This is a genomic window from Lysinibacillus telephonicus, from assembly GCF_039654155.1.
Lineage (GTDB): Bacteria > Bacillota > Bacilli > Bacillales_A > Planococcaceae > Ureibacillus > Ureibacillus telephonicus.
On record NZ_CP155468.1, the window covers coordinates 4219278 to 4236489 of the forward strand.

The 17212-nt window shown below is 34.6% G+C and carries 14 protein-coding genes and 1 pseudogene; 2 read left to right on the forward strand and 13 right to left on the reverse strand.

Annotation, left to right across the window (positions count from 1 at the left end):
* Positions 1–229: 229 nt before the first annotated feature.
* The 7 genes from rsgA to MKY04_RS20345 form a co-directional block, all read right to left on the reverse strand.
* Positions 230–1300, reverse strand: coding sequence for a ribosome small subunit-dependent GTPase A (gene rsgA, locus MKY04_RS20315; protein WP_126294520.1), 1071 nt, complete (start codon positions 1298–1300; stop codon positions 230–232).
* Between the two features lie 313 nt (positions 1301–1613).
* On the reverse strand, positions 1614–3224 hold the full coding sequence (locus MKY04_RS20320) for a peptide ABC transporter substrate-binding protein (RefSeq protein WP_346235055.1): 1611 nt from the start codon (positions 3222–3224) through the stop codon (positions 1614–1616).
* A gap of 316 nt (positions 3225–3540) precedes the next feature.
* On the reverse strand, positions 3541–4449 hold the full coding sequence (locus MKY04_RS20325) for an ABC transporter ATP-binding protein (protein WP_126294522.1): 909 nt from the start codon (positions 4447–4449) through the stop codon (positions 3541–3543).
* On the reverse strand, positions 4442–5494 hold the full coding sequence (locus tag MKY04_RS20330; protein WP_346235894.1) for an ABC transporter ATP-binding protein: 1053 nt from the start codon (positions 5492–5494) through the stop codon (positions 4442–4444). The genes MKY04_RS20325 and MKY04_RS20330 overlap by 8 nt, the downstream gene beginning before the upstream one ends.
* 15 nt (positions 5495–5509) lie before the next feature.
* A complete protein-coding gene (locus MKY04_RS20335; protein ID WP_126294524.1) occupies positions 5510–6445 on the reverse strand; it encodes an ABC transporter permease in 936 nt (311 codons plus the stop codon).
* Entirely contained in the window at positions 6445–7374 is a 930-nt protein-coding gene (locus tag MKY04_RS20340; protein ID WP_126294525.1) for an ABC transporter permease, read from the reverse strand. The genes MKY04_RS20335 and MKY04_RS20340 overlap by 1 nt, the downstream gene beginning before the upstream one ends.
* Before the next feature lie 123 nt (positions 7375–7497).
* A complete protein-coding gene (locus MKY04_RS20345; RefSeq protein WP_126294526.1) occupies positions 7498–9150 on the reverse strand; it encodes a peptide ABC transporter substrate-binding protein in 1653 nt (550 codons plus the stop codon).
* 447 nt (positions 9151–9597) lie between these two features.
* On the opposite strand from MKY04_RS20345, the gene MKY04_RS20350 reads away from it, so the two are divergent.
* Together MKY04_RS20350 and MKY04_RS20355 are read left to right on the forward strand one after the other, a co-directional pair.
* Positions 9598–10788 (forward strand): MFS transporter, encoded by a 1191-nt coding sequence (locus MKY04_RS20350; RefSeq protein ID WP_126294527.1) that lies wholly within the window; start codon positions 9598–9600, stop codon positions 10786–10788.
* Positions 10789–10886: 98 nt separating this feature from the next.
* Positions 10887–11657: a TSUP family transporter gene (locus tag MKY04_RS20355; protein ID WP_346235056.1), complete on the forward strand. Its 771-nt coding sequence runs from the start codon at positions 10887–10889 to the stop codon at positions 11655–11657.
* Positions 11658–11764: 107 nt separating this feature from the next.
* Here MKY04_RS20355 and MKY04_RS20360 read toward each other — a convergent pair whose 3' ends face one another.
* The 6 genes and pseudogenes from MKY04_RS20360 to MKY04_RS22335 all read right to left on the reverse strand — a co-directional run bounded on the left by MKY04_RS20360 (position 11765) and on the right by MKY04_RS22335 (position 17015).
* Complete coding sequence (locus tag MKY04_RS20360) at positions 11765–12397, reverse strand: FusB/FusC family EF-G-binding protein (protein WP_346235057.1); 633 nt, start codon at positions 12395–12397, stop codon at positions 11765–11767.
* A 152-nt stretch (positions 12398–12549) separates the two neighbouring features.
* Positions 12550–12813: a CD3324 family protein gene (locus tag MKY04_RS20365; RefSeq protein WP_126294530.1), complete on the reverse strand. Its 264-nt coding sequence runs from the start codon at positions 12811–12813 to the stop codon at positions 12550–12552.
* Positions 12814–13115: 302 nt separating this feature from the next.
* Positions 13116–14318, reverse strand: a complete 1203-nt coding sequence (locus MKY04_RS20370; protein WP_346235058.1) for a Ger(x)C family spore germination protein — start codon at positions 14316–14318, stop codon at positions 13116–13118.
* On the reverse strand, positions 14315–14881 hold the full coding sequence (locus MKY04_RS20375; RefSeq protein ID WP_346235059.1) for a GerAB/ArcD/ProY family transporter: 567 nt from the start codon (positions 14879–14881) through the stop codon (positions 14315–14317). Before MKY04_RS20375 ends, MKY04_RS20370 begins: the two co-directional genes overlap by 4 nt.
* Positions 14868–15416: a GerAB/ArcD/ProY family transporter gene (locus MKY04_RS20380; RefSeq protein ID WP_346235060.1), complete on the reverse strand. Its 549-nt coding sequence runs from the start codon at positions 15414–15416 to the stop codon at positions 14868–14870. The genes MKY04_RS20375 and MKY04_RS20380 overlap by 14 nt, the downstream gene beginning before the upstream one ends.
* Positions 15406–17015 (reverse strand): annotated as a pseudogene (locus MKY04_RS22335) (spore germination protein). Before MKY04_RS22335 ends, MKY04_RS20380 begins: the two are co-directional and overlap by 11 nt.
* Positions 17016–17212: the final 197 nt, after the last annotated feature.

Here is a 17212-nt window from a genome sequence, read left to right on the forward strand (position 1 = left end):
ACTATTTTTTGTATAATTTGGTTTCCACTTTACTTTAACTTTATAAAATTATTAAAAAGTAGATTGATTTATATTTAATATAAATAGATTAATTGTCGATGCAGTTTTAACGTCGACTACTGCTCGGGAAGTACATTAAAAAGAGGGACAGTCCAGAAATTCTTACTTTCTGAACTGCCCCTAATTATAAATTATCTTTCTAAGGACTTAGTGTTATGTTCAAACTCTGTTATTTATACTTCTTCTTTAATCCTTTCGAAATCTGCTTCCATTTCCGTTGTTCTGCTTGCCTTGCTTGTGTATTCACTTTTCTTTCAATAAAAGCAAGTTCTTTTAGCAATTTAAAGTAGCTTTGTAATCTTGAATATTCAAGGTCACCGTTATCAACGGCATTAATGACTGCACAGCCTGGCTCGCTTCTATGGCTGCAATCCCGATATCGGCAGTTTTGTGCTAATTCTTCTATATCTTTAAAACCAGAATTCAGGCTTTCACTTTGATCCCATAACTGAAGCTCTCGCATTCCTGGTGTATCAATTAAACAACCACCTTTTGGCAATAATACAAGTTCTCGGTGAGTTGTAGTATGTCTTCCTTTTGCATCATCTTCTCTAATGCCGGATACTTTCATTTTATCATTTCTGTATAAAGCATTTGTTAAGGTTGATTTCCCTGCTCCAGATGAACCGAGCAAAGCTCCTGTTGTTCCCTCTTTTAATAAAGAACTGATTTCTTCAATTCCTTCCCCTGTATAAGAGCTCGTAACAAAAATATCTACACCAAATGCAATTGCTTGTGCTTCATTGTAATATCGCTCAACATCCTCACATAAATCAGCCTTCGTTAAAACGATTACTGGTGTTGCACCTGAATCCCATGCCGCTACTAAATAACGCTCTAATCGTCGAATATTAAAATCCTCATTTAAACTCATAACTAGTAGTACAAAGTCTACATTTGCAGCAACGATTTGTACATCTAGTTCCTGCCCAGCCATTTTCCTGGAAAATTGAGATTTCCTTTTAAATAATTTATGAATGATTGCTCTTTTCTCACCATCCATTTTTTCGACAAGCACCCAGTCGCCTACTGCAGGATAATCCTCTTGGACAAATGATTCGTACGCATAATGCCCTGCGACCGTTGCCAGCCATTCTCCATTTTCTGAAATAACTCGGTATGAATGCTTATGTTCTTTAGTTACACGAGCAGGAATGCATTTTTCAAATTTTTTATCTTTTAACAAGTCTAATAATTGATCTTCAAAAAATGATGAAAATCCTAACGATTTTATATTCAATTTAAATTTCCTCCTGAAATATATGTCTTCTACAGTTCTTCTGCTGCAAAATAAAAAACCTATGGGCTGCGATTTGGCAGTCATAGGTTTCAACACGTTCAAAGAGTATAAATTGAATACACCTTATTCTTCTTAAATAAAGGTAAGTACTTAACAATATACTTTGAGGTGAGTGAAATAAGACAAACCAAATCGCTTGTTTACAATTACAGATACGTTTGCCATACTACTTCACCTCTCCTCATATTAGTATTTCTAGTATATTCAAGCATTTTATAAGTGTCAATTAGTTCACGAAAAATAAAAGGGATCATTATTTATCAACATCTACATATTTAAGATAAATACTGCCTAGAGCATTTGGTTCCATATTTTTAACATAATCCTTTTTTACATAAAGGTTTGTGTAATTATAAATTGGAGCAATTGGGAATTCAGCCATTGCAATAGCTTCTGCTTGTTTTAGTAAACCGATGCGAGTTTTTTCTTCCTTCTCTGTAATAGACTTTTTTAATAAGGCTGCATAACTTGCGTTTTCCCACCCAGTAACATTGTTGCCATTGTTTGCTGAGTCATAGGGCTCTAAAAATGTGTAAGCATCATTATAGTCAGCTACCCACCCAACTCGTCCTATATCATAGTCTAAATTGGTTAGTTTATCTAAGAATACTTGCACTTCGGAGTTATCTATTGATACGTCGATGCCTAGGTTCTTATGCCAACCTTCTTGTATATATTGAGCGATCACTCCGTGTCCTTCACTTGTATTAATAGAAATGGCTATTTTAATTTCACTTGGATTATTAATACCCAGTTCCTCCATACCAGCTTCTAGAGCTGTTTTTGCTTCTTTAATATTATTATCAGTAAAGTAGCCTCTGTCTTCTTCAAAACCAGGAACCGTAGATGGGACCATCCCTAATGCGGGAGTTTGTTCACCTTTTATAATATTATCAATTAACCCCTGGCGATCAATTGCAAGTGTTAATGCTTTTCGAATGTTAGCATTTGAAGTGAATTCACCAGTTGTATTGAATGTATAAGCATAAATTGCAGCGTAATTAGAAATATTTAAAATCCCTTCATCCTTATATTCATTAATTTTGTCTAAACCGATAGTTTGGAACGGAGCCCCTAAAAAATCCACTTCTCCTGCATCAAACATCATTGAAGCAGTTGCTTCATTTTCAACTATTGATATGTTTACTTTATTTAAAGCAACATTTTCTGCATCCCAGTAATTCCGATTCTTTTCTAAAGTAATTGAACTACTATGACGCCAGTCAGCTAATGTGAATGGCCCGTTTGTTATGTATGTTTCACCTGCATCAGTATACCATTTGTCATTTTTCTCTGCTGAAGCTTTATGGATAGGATAATATGTTTTAAACGCTGTTAATTCTAGGAAATACGGCGTCGGGTGTTCTAGTGTAACTTCAAGAGTTTTTTCATTAATCACTTTAATTCCTAAATCTTCTTCTCTTCCTTTTCCAAGGCTATAGTTTTCTGCACCTTTAATTGGATAAAATATTGAAGCATACTTAGATCCATTTCCCGGGTTTAAAGCGAACTTCCAAGCATATGCAAAATCCTCTGCAGTAACTGGATCACCATTTGACCATTGTGCATCACGTAATGTGAATGTATAAGTAAGTAAGTCTTCACTTACTTGTATATCTTTAGCAGCCGCATATACCACTTTGCCATCTTTTATAGTTGTTAAACCTTCAAAAACGTTCTGAAGAATTGCATTTGATGCATTATCAGTTGCTAATTGTGGATGTAACGATGGTGGTTCTGATGGAATTACTAGATTAATTTCTTTCAAACTTGCTTCATTTTTTGATACTCCGAAGTTACAAGCTGCTAAAATTACAGCTAGAGCTAGTAACAGGGATAGAAGTGGTATATTATTTTTCTTCATATTATGTCTCCCCAACTTTTTATATTTTCACTTTTCTGAAAATACATTTACTAACATTTATTATGGTAACAAATAGCTTTTATTAAATAAATAAAAACTTTGATTATCTGTCTCTTTTACACGTTTACACTATTTTTATATTCTTTTTTATCTCCTTTATTATTTACCTCCTATTATTACTCTAATTATAGTTATATAAATATAGCTAATAAGAATAATTACTGTTATACTTCCAAAATTAATCACTTTCTAATTCTATTTTTATACCCACTAGAAAAGATGATAATTCATCTGAAGGAATTATCATCTTAATCATTTATATTATCCATTTTTTCAATTGACTATTAGAGCCATAAACAAAATGATTAGGTAATACCTCTTGTAATTTTGCATGCTCGTCCGTTTCTTCATACTCATAAGGAATTCTTTGACGCTTTCTTTCTGTCATAGGATCCGGCAGTGGAACCGCTGATAATAATGACTTTGTATATGGATGAATCGGATTATGATAGATATCTTCTGCCATTCCAATTTCTACAATCTTTCCTTGATACATAACAGCAATGCGGTCACTAATATATTTTACCATTGATAAATCATGAGCGATAAATAAATATGTTAATTTGCGTTCTTTTTGAAGCCTCTTTAATAAATTCACTACTTGCGCTTGAATCGAAACGTCTAAAGCGGATATGGGTTCATCTGCAATTATAAAGCTTGGATCTAAGCTTAAAGCTCGTGCAATACCTATACGTTGGCGTTGGCCACCAGAAAATTCATGTGGATAACGATATGCATGCTCGCGATTTAAACCAACAGCTTCTAATAATTCCGCAACTTTCTCACGTCTCTGTAGTTTATCTTTATAAAGTCCATGTATATTAAATCCTTCGCTTATAATCTCTCCAGCTGTCATACGAGGGTTTAATGATGCGTATGGGTCTTGAAAAATCATTTGCATTTCACGATTTAACTCTATTAATTCCTTACGAGATTTTCCAGCGTGAATATTTTTCCCCTTAAATAATATCTCTCCGTCAGTAATATCATAAAGGCGGATAATTGAGCGCCCTGTTGTCGATTTACCGCAGCCAGACTCTCCCACTAAACCAAGTGTTTCCCCTTCAAATATATCAAAGCTAATGCCGTCAACCGCTTTAATCGGATTACTTGGAGAACCGAAATATAGTTTTAAGTTTTTTACTTCGAGCAGTTTTTTAACCATTGCCTTTTGCCTCCTTCAAATAGCCTTCCATTCTACGAGAAATTGATTCCGGTACAGGTATTTTAGGGGCATTTGGATGCAACAACCACGTTTTGGCATAATGTGTATCCGATACCTGAAACATTGGCGGTTCCTTTACATAGTCAATTGCCATAGCAAATTCATTTCTTGCTGCAAATGCATCCCCAATCGGTGGATGAATTAGGTCCGGCGGTGAACCAGGTATTGTACGCAATTCTTCTTTTACATCGTTTTTTAGGTCAGGCATTGAACCTAAAAGACCCCACGTGTATGGATGTCTTGGATCATAAAAAATATCATTAACCGTCCCATACTCAATTATTTGCCCTGCATACATAACCGCTACTCGGTCAGCAACATTGGCAACTACTCCTAAATCATGTGTTATAAAGATAATCGCCGTATTTCGTTTCTTTTGAATATCTTTCATCAACTCTAAAATTTGGGCTTGAATTGTGACGTCCAGTGCTGTAGTAGGCTCGTCGGCAATTAACAGCTTAGGGTCAGCCGCTAACGCAATTGCAATTACTACACGCTGGCGCATCCCTCCGCTAAATTCGTGTGGATATTGTCTGAACCGTTTTTCAGGCATTGGAATACCTACTAGTTGCAGCAACTGTATGGCACGCGCTTTAGCCTCGGAATGAGGTATTTTATTATGCTTCAAAATTACTTCTGTAATTTGCCTTCCTACTCGCATTGTTGGGTTAAGAGCTGTCATTGGATCCTGAAATATCATTGCGATATCATTTCCCCGAATTAACGACATTTCTTTCTCCGATAAAGGGATTAAATCTCGCCCTTCAAAAAAGATTTCGCCATCTTCATATATCCCCGGGGGTTGAGGAATCAACTTCATTATCGCATTGCTTGTAACACTTTTCCCTGATCCTGATTCTCCTACAATCGCCAATGTTTCTCCTTCAAACAATTCAAAGTTAACACCTCGAACTGCTTGTACTAGCCCTGCATATGTTTTAAAGTTGATTTTCAGATTTTTTACTTCCAGCAATTTTTTTCTCATCATTTTCACCTTCCTCTATTTACGTAATTTTGGATCAAGAGCATCTCTTAAGCCATCACCAACTGCATTAAATGAGAAGATAGTTAATGATATAAACAATGCTGGGAAGAATAAACGCCATGGTGCAGAAGTTAATGCACTATTCCCTTCTGAGGCCATTGTTCCCCAACTTGCTGTTGGTGCAGGGACACCTAAACCTAAGTAACTTAAAAATGACTCAGTAAATATAGCAGTTGGTATTGTTAATGTCATCGTTACTAAAATAGCCCCTAAAGCATTAGGTATTATATGTTTTTTAATTAAATGCCACGTACTCGCCCCAAGAGTTCTAGCAGCTAAAACATACTCTTGGTTTTTAATAGATAACACTTCTCCTCTCACGATGCGCGCCATATTAATCCAACCAGTAATAGATAATGCAATAATCATCGGAAGTAAGCCTGGCTCTAATACAACTAGCAAGATAATCACTACTAGTAAATACGGCACTGCTGATAGTATGTCTGCGATGCGCATCATAATATTATCAACTCGACCGCCAAATAAACCCGAGATACTTCCCCATAAAACACCAATTATTAAATCGATAACAGCAGCCGTAATCCCTATAAAAAGAGAGATACGAGCTCCTTGCCATACACGGACAAACACATCACGACCTAAATCATCTGTACCAAACCAATGTGCTGCAGATGGTGGTGCATTATAAATTCCAAGCTGCTCGCGGTAGCTGTATGGAGATAAAAAAGGAACGAGAATCGCCATTAATGTAATGATGATTAAAGCAACCACTCCAAAAACCGCCAATTTATTTTGACAAAAACGAAGTAATACTTCCTTCCAAAATGATACTGATTTGTCAGCTAACTTTTCGGTTTCATCATGACGACCACCGACGATCTCAAACATTTCAGGCGGTAGTTTTTCTAATTTATCTTCAGTTTTTATCATCATTTTCTCGCTCCTTTCAATTTAATTCGCGGATCAATCAATCCATATAAAATGTCTACAATTAACACTGCAAACAGAAGAATAATTGAATAGAATACAGTTGTACCCATGATGACGGTATAATCGCGATTTGTAATGCTTGTTACGAAATGTTTTCCCAAGCCAGGTACTGCAAAAATTTGTTCAACAATAAAGCTGCCTGTTACAACTCCTGCTGTAAGTGGAGCTAAATATGTTATTACAGGCATTAATGCATTTCGTAATGTATGCTTGTATACTATTGTCCACTTACCGAGCCCTTTTGCACGTGCCATTTTTACATAATCACTATTTTTCTGTTCAAGCATACTTGCACGAGTAAGCTTCGCTATAAAGCCCATATGTGAAAGAGCGATTGCGAAAGCTGGTAGAATACTATAGATAAACCCCTTCCAACCACTTACGGGGAATAGATTAAATTTAAAAGCAAGAAAATATTGCATTAGCCCTGCAAGTACAAAGGAAGGAACTGATATTCCAAGAACTGCAATAGTTGACGAAAGATAATCAGGAAATCGATTATGGTAAAGTGCAGATATTACTCCAAGTAATATTCCTAAACCTATCGATAAAAGCATTGCCTCCATTCCCAACGTAAAGGAAATTGGAAAGCTTTCAGAAATAATATCGTTTGTTGAACGGCCTTTATATTTCATAGATTCACCAAAATCAAAAGTCGCTGTATCTATTAAATAATCCTTATACTGAATATACCAAGGATTATCCAATCCATATTTAGCATTCAATTGCTCTTCTATTTGCTGCGGAAAGTCACGTTCGCTAGCAAAAGGGCTGCCAGGTGCTAATCTCATTAAGAAGAATGTAGCAGTAACGATTATAAATAATGCAATAAGTATATAAATAACTCTCTTCAAAATATATTTAAGCATGTTGAATCCCTCCCTTTTTAAGAAAGCACATAGTAAGACATTAGTTTCCAAAGCATAGAAGGCTGCTAGAATCGATTACTCGATATTAGCAGCCTTAAGAATAGTAACCTCTTCTTAATTTGTTTATTTATTAATATCTGTATATTTTAAATATATGTTACCAAGTACATCTGGTTCAATATTTTCTACATAATCTTTCTTAACAGATAGATTTGTATAGTAGTAAATTGGTGCAACAGGATATTCTGCCATTATGATAGCTTCTGCCTGTTTTAGTAATTCAAGTCGTTTAGCTGGATCTGTTTCACTATTGGATTGTGTTAACAACTCTGCATATTGCGGATTTTCCCAACCAGTGTCGTTGTTGCCATTTTCAGCTGAGTCATATTGCTCTAAGAATGTATAAGCATCGTTATAATCTGCTATCCAACCAAGACGTCCAACATCGTAATCTAAATTAGTTAATTTATCTAGGTATACTTGCCATTCTGAATTATCAAGTGAAACATCGATACCAAGATTTGTACGCCATCCCTCTTGAATAAATTGAGCAATAGCTGCATGTGCTTCGCTTGTATTAAATGATATATTAATTTTGATTTCACTAGGGTCAGAAATACCAAGTTCTTTCATCCCTAATTCTAAAGCTTTTTTTGCTTCTTCAATATCATTATCTTTAAAGTAACCACGGTCTTCTTCAAAGCCTTCAACTGATGGTGGAACCATACCAAGGGCAGGAGTTTGCTCACCTTTTGTAATGTTGTCAATTAACGTTTGTCGGTCAATAGCAAGCGTCAAGGCTTTACGGATATTTACATTTGATGTAAATTCACCAGTTGTATTGAATTTGTACATATATAAAGCTGTATGGTCTTGAATCTTTAAAATGCCTTCTTGTTTATATTTATTAATTACATCTAACCCTACAGTTTGGAATGGATTACCTATAAAATCAATTTCCCCAGCATCGAACATTGTTGCTGCAGTTGTTTCGGATTCAACCATCGAAATGTTTACCTTGTCTAGAGCAACATTATCTTTATCCCAATAACTTTCACTCTTATCTAATGTAATCGAACCTCCATGTTGCCAATCAGAAAGAACGAATGGTCCGTTTGAGATAAAGCCTGCTTCAGAATACCAATTTTTGTTTGCTTCAGCTGTAGCTTTATGAATTGGGAAATATGTTTTAAATGCTGTTAATTCTAAGAAGTATGGCGTTGGGTTTTCTAATGTAACCTTAAGCGTTTTTTCATCAACTACTTCAATCCCTAAATCTTCTACAGTACCTTCCCCAAGGTTATAACTTTGCGCTCCTTTGATAGGATATAAAATTGATGCATATTCAGAGGCATTTTCGGGGTTTAATGCAAATTCCCAAGCATAAGCAAAATCCTCTGCTGTTACAGGGTCACCGTTCGACCATTGTGCGTCCCTTAATGTGAAGGTATAAGTTAATAAATCCTCGCTCACCTCGACATTTTCAGCGGCAGCATTAATGACCTCTCCATCCTTTAAAGTTGTTAACCCTTCAAATAAACTTCTTATAATTACATCCGATGTAGTATCTGTAGCTAATTGCGGATGTAAAGATGGTGGTTCAGATGGAATGACTAAATTTATTTCCTTTGGACCTTCCGAAGCTTCTTCTGGAGCATCATCTGTTGATGGCTCTTCTGAAGTAGCTGGTTCTTCCTCCCCTCCAAAATTACACGCTGCTAATAAGAGAGTTAAGCCAAGTAACATCAGTAGCAAAAAGAAACTTCTTTTCATCATAAAAATCCCCCTTCTTTTTTCTTTGTTTTCTGAAAATAGAATCAACATAATCATTAAAAGTTAAAGATTTTTTTAAATATTTTATTAGGAAAGTTTTTTATTAATTTATATTTCTAGTAATAATGACTTTTTAAAAATTTAATACGTTAAAGTGATAGATTGAAATTGAAGGTAATATAGTTTATTTTTATACACACACACAGTTGCAATCTTTCTTTTTTCATAATATTCAGTTTATATTTATGATGGGTATATCTAAAATAGAACTTAATGATATGCCATAATATGATTTAAATGATGTGCTTTTAATTATTTCTTCACAAATCTAATAAGTTATAAAAGAAAGACGTGTTCCTCCGATTTATATATTTTTTATTAGGCTTGAATACATAAATTTGAAGAGCTAATATAGGTTTATACTTTATTTAGAAAAGAGATGTTTTACAATTGCAACAAACAAAACTTTGGACAAAAGATTTCGTCCTTTTTTTATGTGCAAATTTCTTCATTGCATTAACGTTTTATTTATTAATGACAACTTTAGCCGTATATGCAATTGATGAGTTTGACGCTTCTCAGAGTGAAGCAGGATTAGCTGCAAGTATTTATGTTATCGGTGCACTCGTCGCAAGATTATTTGCTGGCAAATATGTTGAGGTGTTTGGCCGAAAAAAAACATTATACTTTAGCTTATTTTTAGCTTTCATCACAGTGGTTGCCTATTTTCCTATCAATAGTCTCCTAGTACTTTTTATTGTTCGTTTCATTCACGGAATTTCATTTGGCATTTCAAGTACAGCCATTGCAACTACAGTAATGGATTCAGTTCCGAGCAATCGACGTGGAGAGGGTACTAGTTATTTTTCTTTAAGCTCCGCTGCCGCTACTGCTGTTGGTCCATTTTTAGGTCTTTATATCACCCAACATTTCGACTTTAATGTCATTTTTATGATTTGTACCGCATTAACTATTTTCTCAATAGTAGTGATTCTTTTCACAAAAGTCCGCGAAGCCGACTTAACTACTGAAGAGCGACAAGCTATGAGAGGTGGCTTAAAATTAGGAGACTTTATTGAAAAGGCTGCCTTGCCAATTTCGCTTATGATGGTCATTATTGGCATGGGGTACTCTGGAATAGTTTCTTTTATTAACACGTACGCAATTGAGATTAATTTAACGAAAGCAGCTTCAATATTCTTTATTGTATATGCGGTTGTGTTATTCATTTCAAGGCCAATTACGGGGAAAATGCTTGATTCAAAGGGAGATAATATAGTTATCTATCCAGCCATTATTTGTTTTTCATTTAGCTTAATTTTAATGGGAATAGCAAAAAACAGCTTTACTTTACTAGCCGCTGCGATTTTTTTAGCCCTTGGATTTGGTACTCTTATGTCATGTATGCAAGCAATCGCCATCAAAGTATCTCCACGAAAGAGTGTAGGTCTTGCAACTTCTACCTATTTTATTTGTATGGATGGAGGAATGGGATTAGGGCCGTTTTTAATCGGTCTCATTATACCACTCACTGATTTTAGAGGAATGTATATTTTATGTGCTGCTGTTATTCTTTGTATGATTGTCGTATATTATCTAATTCATGGAAGAAAATCTAGCAAGCCACAATTAGATATATAATGTCGAAGAATAATTAACTAAGTTTGCACTTTTTTGACTGATATATTCTTACCTATTTTATGGTCAAGGTTGAGGCTTTAATTGGAAGGTTGATGCTCATGTTTTTAGAATTAGATCCGTCGCTTATTTTAATATTATTTCTATTTGGATTTTTAGCTGCGTTTATTGATTCTGTCGTCGGTGGGGGCGGATTGATTTCTTTACCGGCATTATTTTTTACAGGCTTAAGTCCTTCTGCAGCAGTTGCAACGAATAAACTTGCTGGAACAATGGGATCACTGACAAGCGCCATTACATTTTATCGTTCTGGTCAACTTGATTTAAAAACAATTGCAAAGCTTTTCCCGATTGTTTTTATTTCTGCCATGGTTGGAGCTTGGATCGTTCACCTAATGGATCCAAATGTATTAAAGCCATTAATGCTTTTCATGCTCGCGGTAGTTGGTGTATATACTGTTTTGAAAAAAGATTGGGGCAGCATTTCAACCTTCAAAAAACTTACTACTAAGAAATTAATTGGTTTTATTATACTAGTTTCTACAATTGGATTTTACGATGGCTTTTTAGGACCCGGAACAGGTTCGTTTTTAATCTTTGCTTTCTTAATGATAGGCTTTGATTTCTTAAAAGCAGCAGGAAATGCAAAGTTTTTAAATTTTGCTAGTAATATTGGAGCACTTGTTATGTTTCTATTTTTAGGTCAAATTAATTTTGCATATGGTCTAATCATGGGGACTGCACAAATTATAGGTGCAGTTTGCGGCTCAAAATTTGCTATTAAGCGCGGCAGTGGCTATGTTCGAGTGTTATTTATTGTTGTCACAGTACTCCTATTAGCAAAAAATACTTATGATTATTTCTTTAGTTGATAAGGTTCAAAAAATAGTGGTCACCACCTAAAGAGCATCATTTTAAAGCCTATAATATAAAGAAAGGGGGATGTTCACATGATGATTACTGAACATCCCCCCAACTATTATAGTAGAGTTTCTACAAAGTCATTTAATTTACTTATGTCTGTTAATGTTTCATTACAAGCTACACTATCTTCACAAATGTAATTTCCTCGTTTTGTATATGTTCCAAGAGTAGGGCCACTTTTTGAAGTCATTAACATTCCTACTTTCGCCTGACGGTTGCAAACTGTGCATATCCCTACTTTTTCAGTATTACTAAATACGCCGCGCAACCCTTTCAATTTTCCATCTTCTCTATAGACGATATACTTACGATTAGTACCAGAGTCAACCCAGCTTAAATAAGTAATCTCTTTCCAATCGATTTGTTCAAGATTTGGAATTCTTAATTTTTTATCCTTTGGGAAAAGCTTCTTCAACTCATTTTCTGTTGGACGCTTAAAAGGTTCTACATATTGTTTAATATCAACAATAAAAATTTCCAGCTGTTCTTTTGTACGCAAACCAAAAATTGGCTGCAATAACAGCTGTTGTTCAACATCGCTAAAATATAACTTATTATTTATTTCTTCTTGGACGAGAGCTTGAATCGCTTGTATGACGTTTTGGTCCTTTGATGATGTATATGCACTTAAGATTTTCTTTGCTTGTTTTTTAACAAATTGATATTGCTCAACATTCATGAAATTCATTTAGAACACTCCTTTTGCTATAGCGTACAGAAAATGTACAAACTCAGCAATTGGAGACATTTTTTTAAATTAAACTATACATAACATAAAGAGGGTTAAAATTTTGCAACCCTTTAATCAATATCATAAATAACCTAATAACCTTAAGTTCTTTATTTTCGATAAACAATCTTTTTGATCGTTTCAATCGATAAATGATATTGCTCTGCCAAGCTTTGAATAGGCGTCCCTTCTTGAAATAACATTTTAATATGTTCATTTCGTTTTTGCAGCCTTAATCTCTCCCCAGAAAGGACGCCCCATTGTACACGTTTATTTTCAGGCTTTGGAATATAGATTAAGTCACCTTGAACATACTTCTGTATTTCATCAAGTAATTCTTTTGGTAATATATCATGTGCATTTACATAACGCATTTGCAACTCTCCTTTACTTTATCGTTCAAAGTAAGGGCAAAGCGTTTGAATGCATAGCAACTTAGGCGATTATTATAAATATCTCCTCACGCAAAGTATCGCCATAACATTCATAGGCTTTGCATGAGTAGATGCATTAAGTGGCGAATTTATCCGAATTGCCAATTTCATCACATCCTCTTTAAAGACGTTTTTTGTAATTATTATACAAGGAACAAGAAAAAAATCGAATGGAAAACCCAAGTTTTTTTCCACTCGATTATCATATTAACAGCATTTTAATTTAGCAATTTTTATAATACTTACTTCCATTCCATTCCTGAACGCTTAATTTTAAAATCTACTTTTATTTGGATATCCATATCTTTGTAGATTTCTGACCATTTTTCATCTGTTTTCACTTCGTCATTCCAATATTTTGGGTATTGGGCTCTTATTCTTGCACCTATAGCATAAATATCAGACTGATCCTGCTGCAACTTTTCTTTAAATTCATTAAAAACCTTATCAGACAATTCACAAAGTTTTTGTTCTATTTCATAAAGTTTTTCTTCTGATAAATTATTCGACTGTGTTTCTTCTTCAATCATGCCGTTTATTTCCACATTTATAAAAGCAGATGGTTTTCCATTGGTTACTTTGACCTTGAATTTAGAGTTCCTCTCATACGATTCAACCATATAGTTGGCACCGTCTTCTGTCGCTATTGCAACGGAATAACCACCTGGATTTTGACCTTTTACCGCCAAATATTGGCCGATTTGCAATGGATTGGTTCTACCAACCATTTTATCACCTTTAAAATATGCTAGGCCACTAACCATAATTCGGTCATTATCGATATTTTTTACTATAGGCAAAACTGCATCAACACCTATATCAGAAAGGTCTACCCAAAATTTTCCGAAGAATTCTCTTGGTAATTTCCCCAATCGCACTGAATTATCCAATGTATTTGATAAGTACAATGAAGGTACAGTTTCAAGCGGTGGTGCAGCTTGTATTATATTTGATGCTGCTTCTTCACTTACAACCATCCAAGCGGTTCGTCTTACTTCATACTCGCGTTTTAAGAAATCATTTATATCTGTAATGTCTTCTTCAACAATTTTTTTATTTACAACAATAATTTGCAAGTGCCCATAATAGATTTTCTCTGCAAGTTGTTGTTGTAAATTTGCCATAGCATCCTTCATTGTATATCCATATGATTCCAATACCCAAGCTGTTTTCTGAGATTCTTCTCCTCCCTTTTCAGGACCTAATTTAATTTTCCCAGGGATAGCTAATTGTGCAGTTACTTTATAAAGAGTATCTTTATCATTGCCTGGGTATCCACCTTCTTCGTGTGTGACATTGGGAACAGAATTTCCTTCCTCCTCTTCTGCTATATCTACAGCTAATCCTAAAATATTTGCTCTCTCTTCTAATTCATATCGATCCCAGCATCCGGTTAGAAAAAGTGACGATATACAAAAAAAGATAATGATAAATAGTTTTTTCATATAGTATCTCCCTTTTTCTTTCTTAGCTTTGCAATCATTAGTATTAGCAGTGGATAAGGAATAATAAGGAGAACACCTACCGTAGTTATCTTAAGTATATAATCATACATTTCATAAATATTTTGCGGAATCAATGCTATACAAAACACTGCTAAAAATCCAATTATCTTAATTACTCTATGCTTCTCCGTATTTAACATCTCTGCTATCCCTCTAACTGAAAAGAAGAAATAGGAAAGTAATGAAGTAAAAACTGCAAATATCCATGAAATGATAAGAATAGCATCTATACGTGCCAAAACTTCCCCGGGAACTTGAACCATTCGACCAAGCACCAGGGCCGGCCAAAACATCTCCAAAATTGTTACTTCACCAAAAACGCCAAGTGTTATTGTAATTAATGAAAAAACTATAAGACCGCCTAATAGAAACCCCCAAACTCCACTTTTAACAGATTTATTTGGATTTTTCATATATGGGATTATCATAGCAATTACTAGGAAATTGGAGATGGCCTGTCCTATTCTTAATGATCCATTTAAGAAATCATTAATTGAACACATTATGGCCAAAAATCGGCAATAGATGATATATCTCTATATCTCTAAAGGAAGGAATCAATACTAAAAATAATGGTATGATACTTAGTGGTAAATAGAAAAAATGGATAAAAGCAAAAGACGAAACATTTTGGAAACTAATTACTGAACAGAGAAAAATAATTAAAAAAATTGATACTTGTATAGGGGTGCTAGGTAAGAGTGCACCTACCATAACTTCTGCAAACTGCCTAGTTTCAAGACCCATTAACAAAAGAAAAAAAACAATCAATATAATATTAAAAAAATTGCCTAGAAACTTCCCTAAAACTATCTTGTTATAGCTGATAATTGTTTGTTTTGGAAATTTCTTACCCAACATTGTAACCACCACTACTCCAACAAGTGAACACAAAATCCCAAATAAACTTGCAATAGGAGCTGCATTTCCCACTTCCTGCACTACAAATCTTGGTAGGCCTAATAATGATATTCCTACCATTGTACCAGTAACAATAGAAGCGAATTGTATGGAGGAAATTGGATCACTATGTTTCATCAAAATCTCCTCCGTTATTATCAAGAAAATTATTTTTCGTTGTGTCTTTTACCTTTTTGCCTATACGCTGAGCATCTCTTACATGATTTTCAGCTGGCCGTTCTTTTAGCCAATAAAAAGGAGCACGAAATATTGAATCTTTTAATGATTTAATGTTCCCTGGAGAGAATGGTGTCATATAAGGTATTCCAAAGGAACGAAGGGAAAGCATATGGTTCAAAACTAACATAATTCCTACTGCCAACCCTAAGAGGCCAAATGTACCTGCCAAAATAATAAGTAAAAATCTTAGCATACGAAATGCAGTTGCTGCATTGTATGAAGGAGTTGCAAAAGAACCGATTGTTGACAGAGCAATAATAACTACTGTGATCGGACTTACAAACCCTGCTTGTACCGCTGCTTGACCGACTACAAGAACTCCTACTATCGATAACGCGCCCCCTACTTGCTGGGGCATCCTTACCGTTGCTTCTCGTAATATTTCCATTGCAAATTCCATAACTAGTACCTCAAAAATAACAGGGAATGGGACACCTTGCCTCCCACTCGCAGCGGCAACAACAAAATTTGCAGGAATAAGCTCAGGATGGAAGGATAGAACCGTTATATAAAAGGATGAAAAGGTTAATGAAAAAATTAAAGCTGCCATACGAACAATTCGAACAAAAGAAGAAATTATCCATCTTTCATAATAACCTTCACTGGTTTGATAAAATTGGTTAAATGTTGCAGGCACAATCAATGCAAAAGGGCTTCCATCTATTAATATCGCAACTCTTCCTTCTAAAATGTTCCCTATGACTTTATCCGGTCTTTCGGTATTTTGGACTTGAGGAAAAGGTGAGTAGGACGGTCTTGTATAAATTGTTCGATATAACCAGCATCTAAAATACTGTCTATATTTATTGCATCAATTCTCATCTTCACTTCTTTTAATAAATCTTCACTTACAATATCGTCCATATAACAAATTGCAACCTTTGTTCTCGTTCTTTTTCCCACCTCTGTTTCCTCAATTTGAAACTCAGGAACTGGGAGGCGATAGCGTAATAGTGAAATATTTGTCATAATTTGCTCAATGAAACCATCTCTTGGACCGCGGACAACTCTTTCAGTAGCGGGTTCTTCAATCGATCTTTTTTCCTTTTCTACTACATCCAGTTCAATTCCATATTCTTCGCCTTCAATTAAAATAAGAGCTTTTCCAGATGAAATAGCTTTAATAAAAGATGATAGTTCTGATACTTCCTTTACGTCTGAAAAATAAAGTATGTTATTTATAATATATTGAGTTACTTGCTGTGATGGATCACTTAAAGGCTCGCCCTCTTGAAGAAGTTTAATGATATCACGGTCAATTTTTTCAGTGCTCACTAATGACTTCAAACATATAAGTACTGCAGGAGTCTTACCGAATAAATTAAACTTTCGAATTAAGAAATCCATGTTCTTCTGAAAAATTTTATTAATTTCATATATGTTATCTTCTAGCTTTGGGGAGATTATTTTTGTGGAATTTTCTAGGATTTTGCTTTCAGGTATAGTTGGTACTTTATTTTTTTTCGTTCTTTTTTTAAAGAACGGGGACATATTCATACCTTCCTTCCATGCTATCGTTTTAGAAATAGCATGAGTAGTATGTGATAAATAACCATAATCATACACAATTTCCACTAGTAACTTAATTTAAAAACTCAACTAAAAAACCGTCCATAAAATTTAATTGGACGGCTTTATTGCGGGGATGATGCAACTGTAACTAAATTAAGTGATGTAAGATAATCAGAAATTAA

Excerpts from the sequence above, each read along its gene's own strand:
- MKY04_RS20320 (WP_346235055.1), bottom strand. The coding sequence starts at position 3,224 with ATGAAGAAAAATAATATACCACTTCTATCCCTGTTACTAGCTCTAGCT.
- MKY04_RS20325 (WP_126294522.1), bottom strand. The coding sequence starts at position 4,449 with ATGGTTAAAAAACTGCTCGAAGTAAAAAACTTAAAACTATATTTCGGT.
- MKY04_RS20330 (WP_346235894.1), bottom strand. The coding sequence starts at position 5,494 with ATGAGAAAAAAATTGCTGGAAGTAAAAAATCTGAAAATCAACTTTAAA.
- MKY04_RS20335 (WP_126294524.1), bottom strand. The coding sequence starts at position 6,445 with ATGATAAAAACTGAAGATAAATTAGAAAAACTACCGCCTGAAATGTTT.
- MKY04_RS20340 (WP_126294525.1), bottom strand. The coding sequence starts at position 7,374 with ATGCTTAAATATATTTTGAAGAGAGTTATTTATATACTTATTGCATTA.
- MKY04_RS20345 (WP_126294526.1), bottom strand. The coding sequence starts at position 9,150 with ATGATGAAAAGAAGTTTCTTTTTGCTACTGATGTTACTTGGCTTAACT.
- MKY04_RS20355 (WP_346235056.1), top strand. The coding sequence starts at position 10,887 with ATGTTTTTAGAATTAGATCCGTCGCTTATTTTAATATTATTTCTATTT.
- MKY04_RS20360 (WP_346235057.1), bottom strand. The coding sequence starts at position 12,397 with ATGAATTTCATGAATGTTGAGCAATATCAATTTGTTAAAAAACAAGCA.
- MKY04_RS20365 (WP_126294530.1), bottom strand. The coding sequence starts at position 12,813 with ATGCGTTATGTAAATGCACATGATATATTACCAAAAGAATTACTTGAT.
- MKY04_RS20370 (WP_346235058.1), bottom strand. The coding sequence starts at position 14,318 with ATGAAAAAACTATTTATCATTATCTTTTTTTGTATATCGTCACTTTTT.
- MKY04_RS20375 (WP_346235059.1), bottom strand. The coding sequence starts at position 14,881 with ATGTGTTCAATTAATGATTTCTTAAATGGATCATTAAGAATAGGACAG.
- MKY04_RS20380 (WP_346235060.1), bottom strand. The coding sequence starts at position 15,416 with ATGAAACATAGTGATCCAATTTCCTCCATACAATTCGCTTCTATTGTT.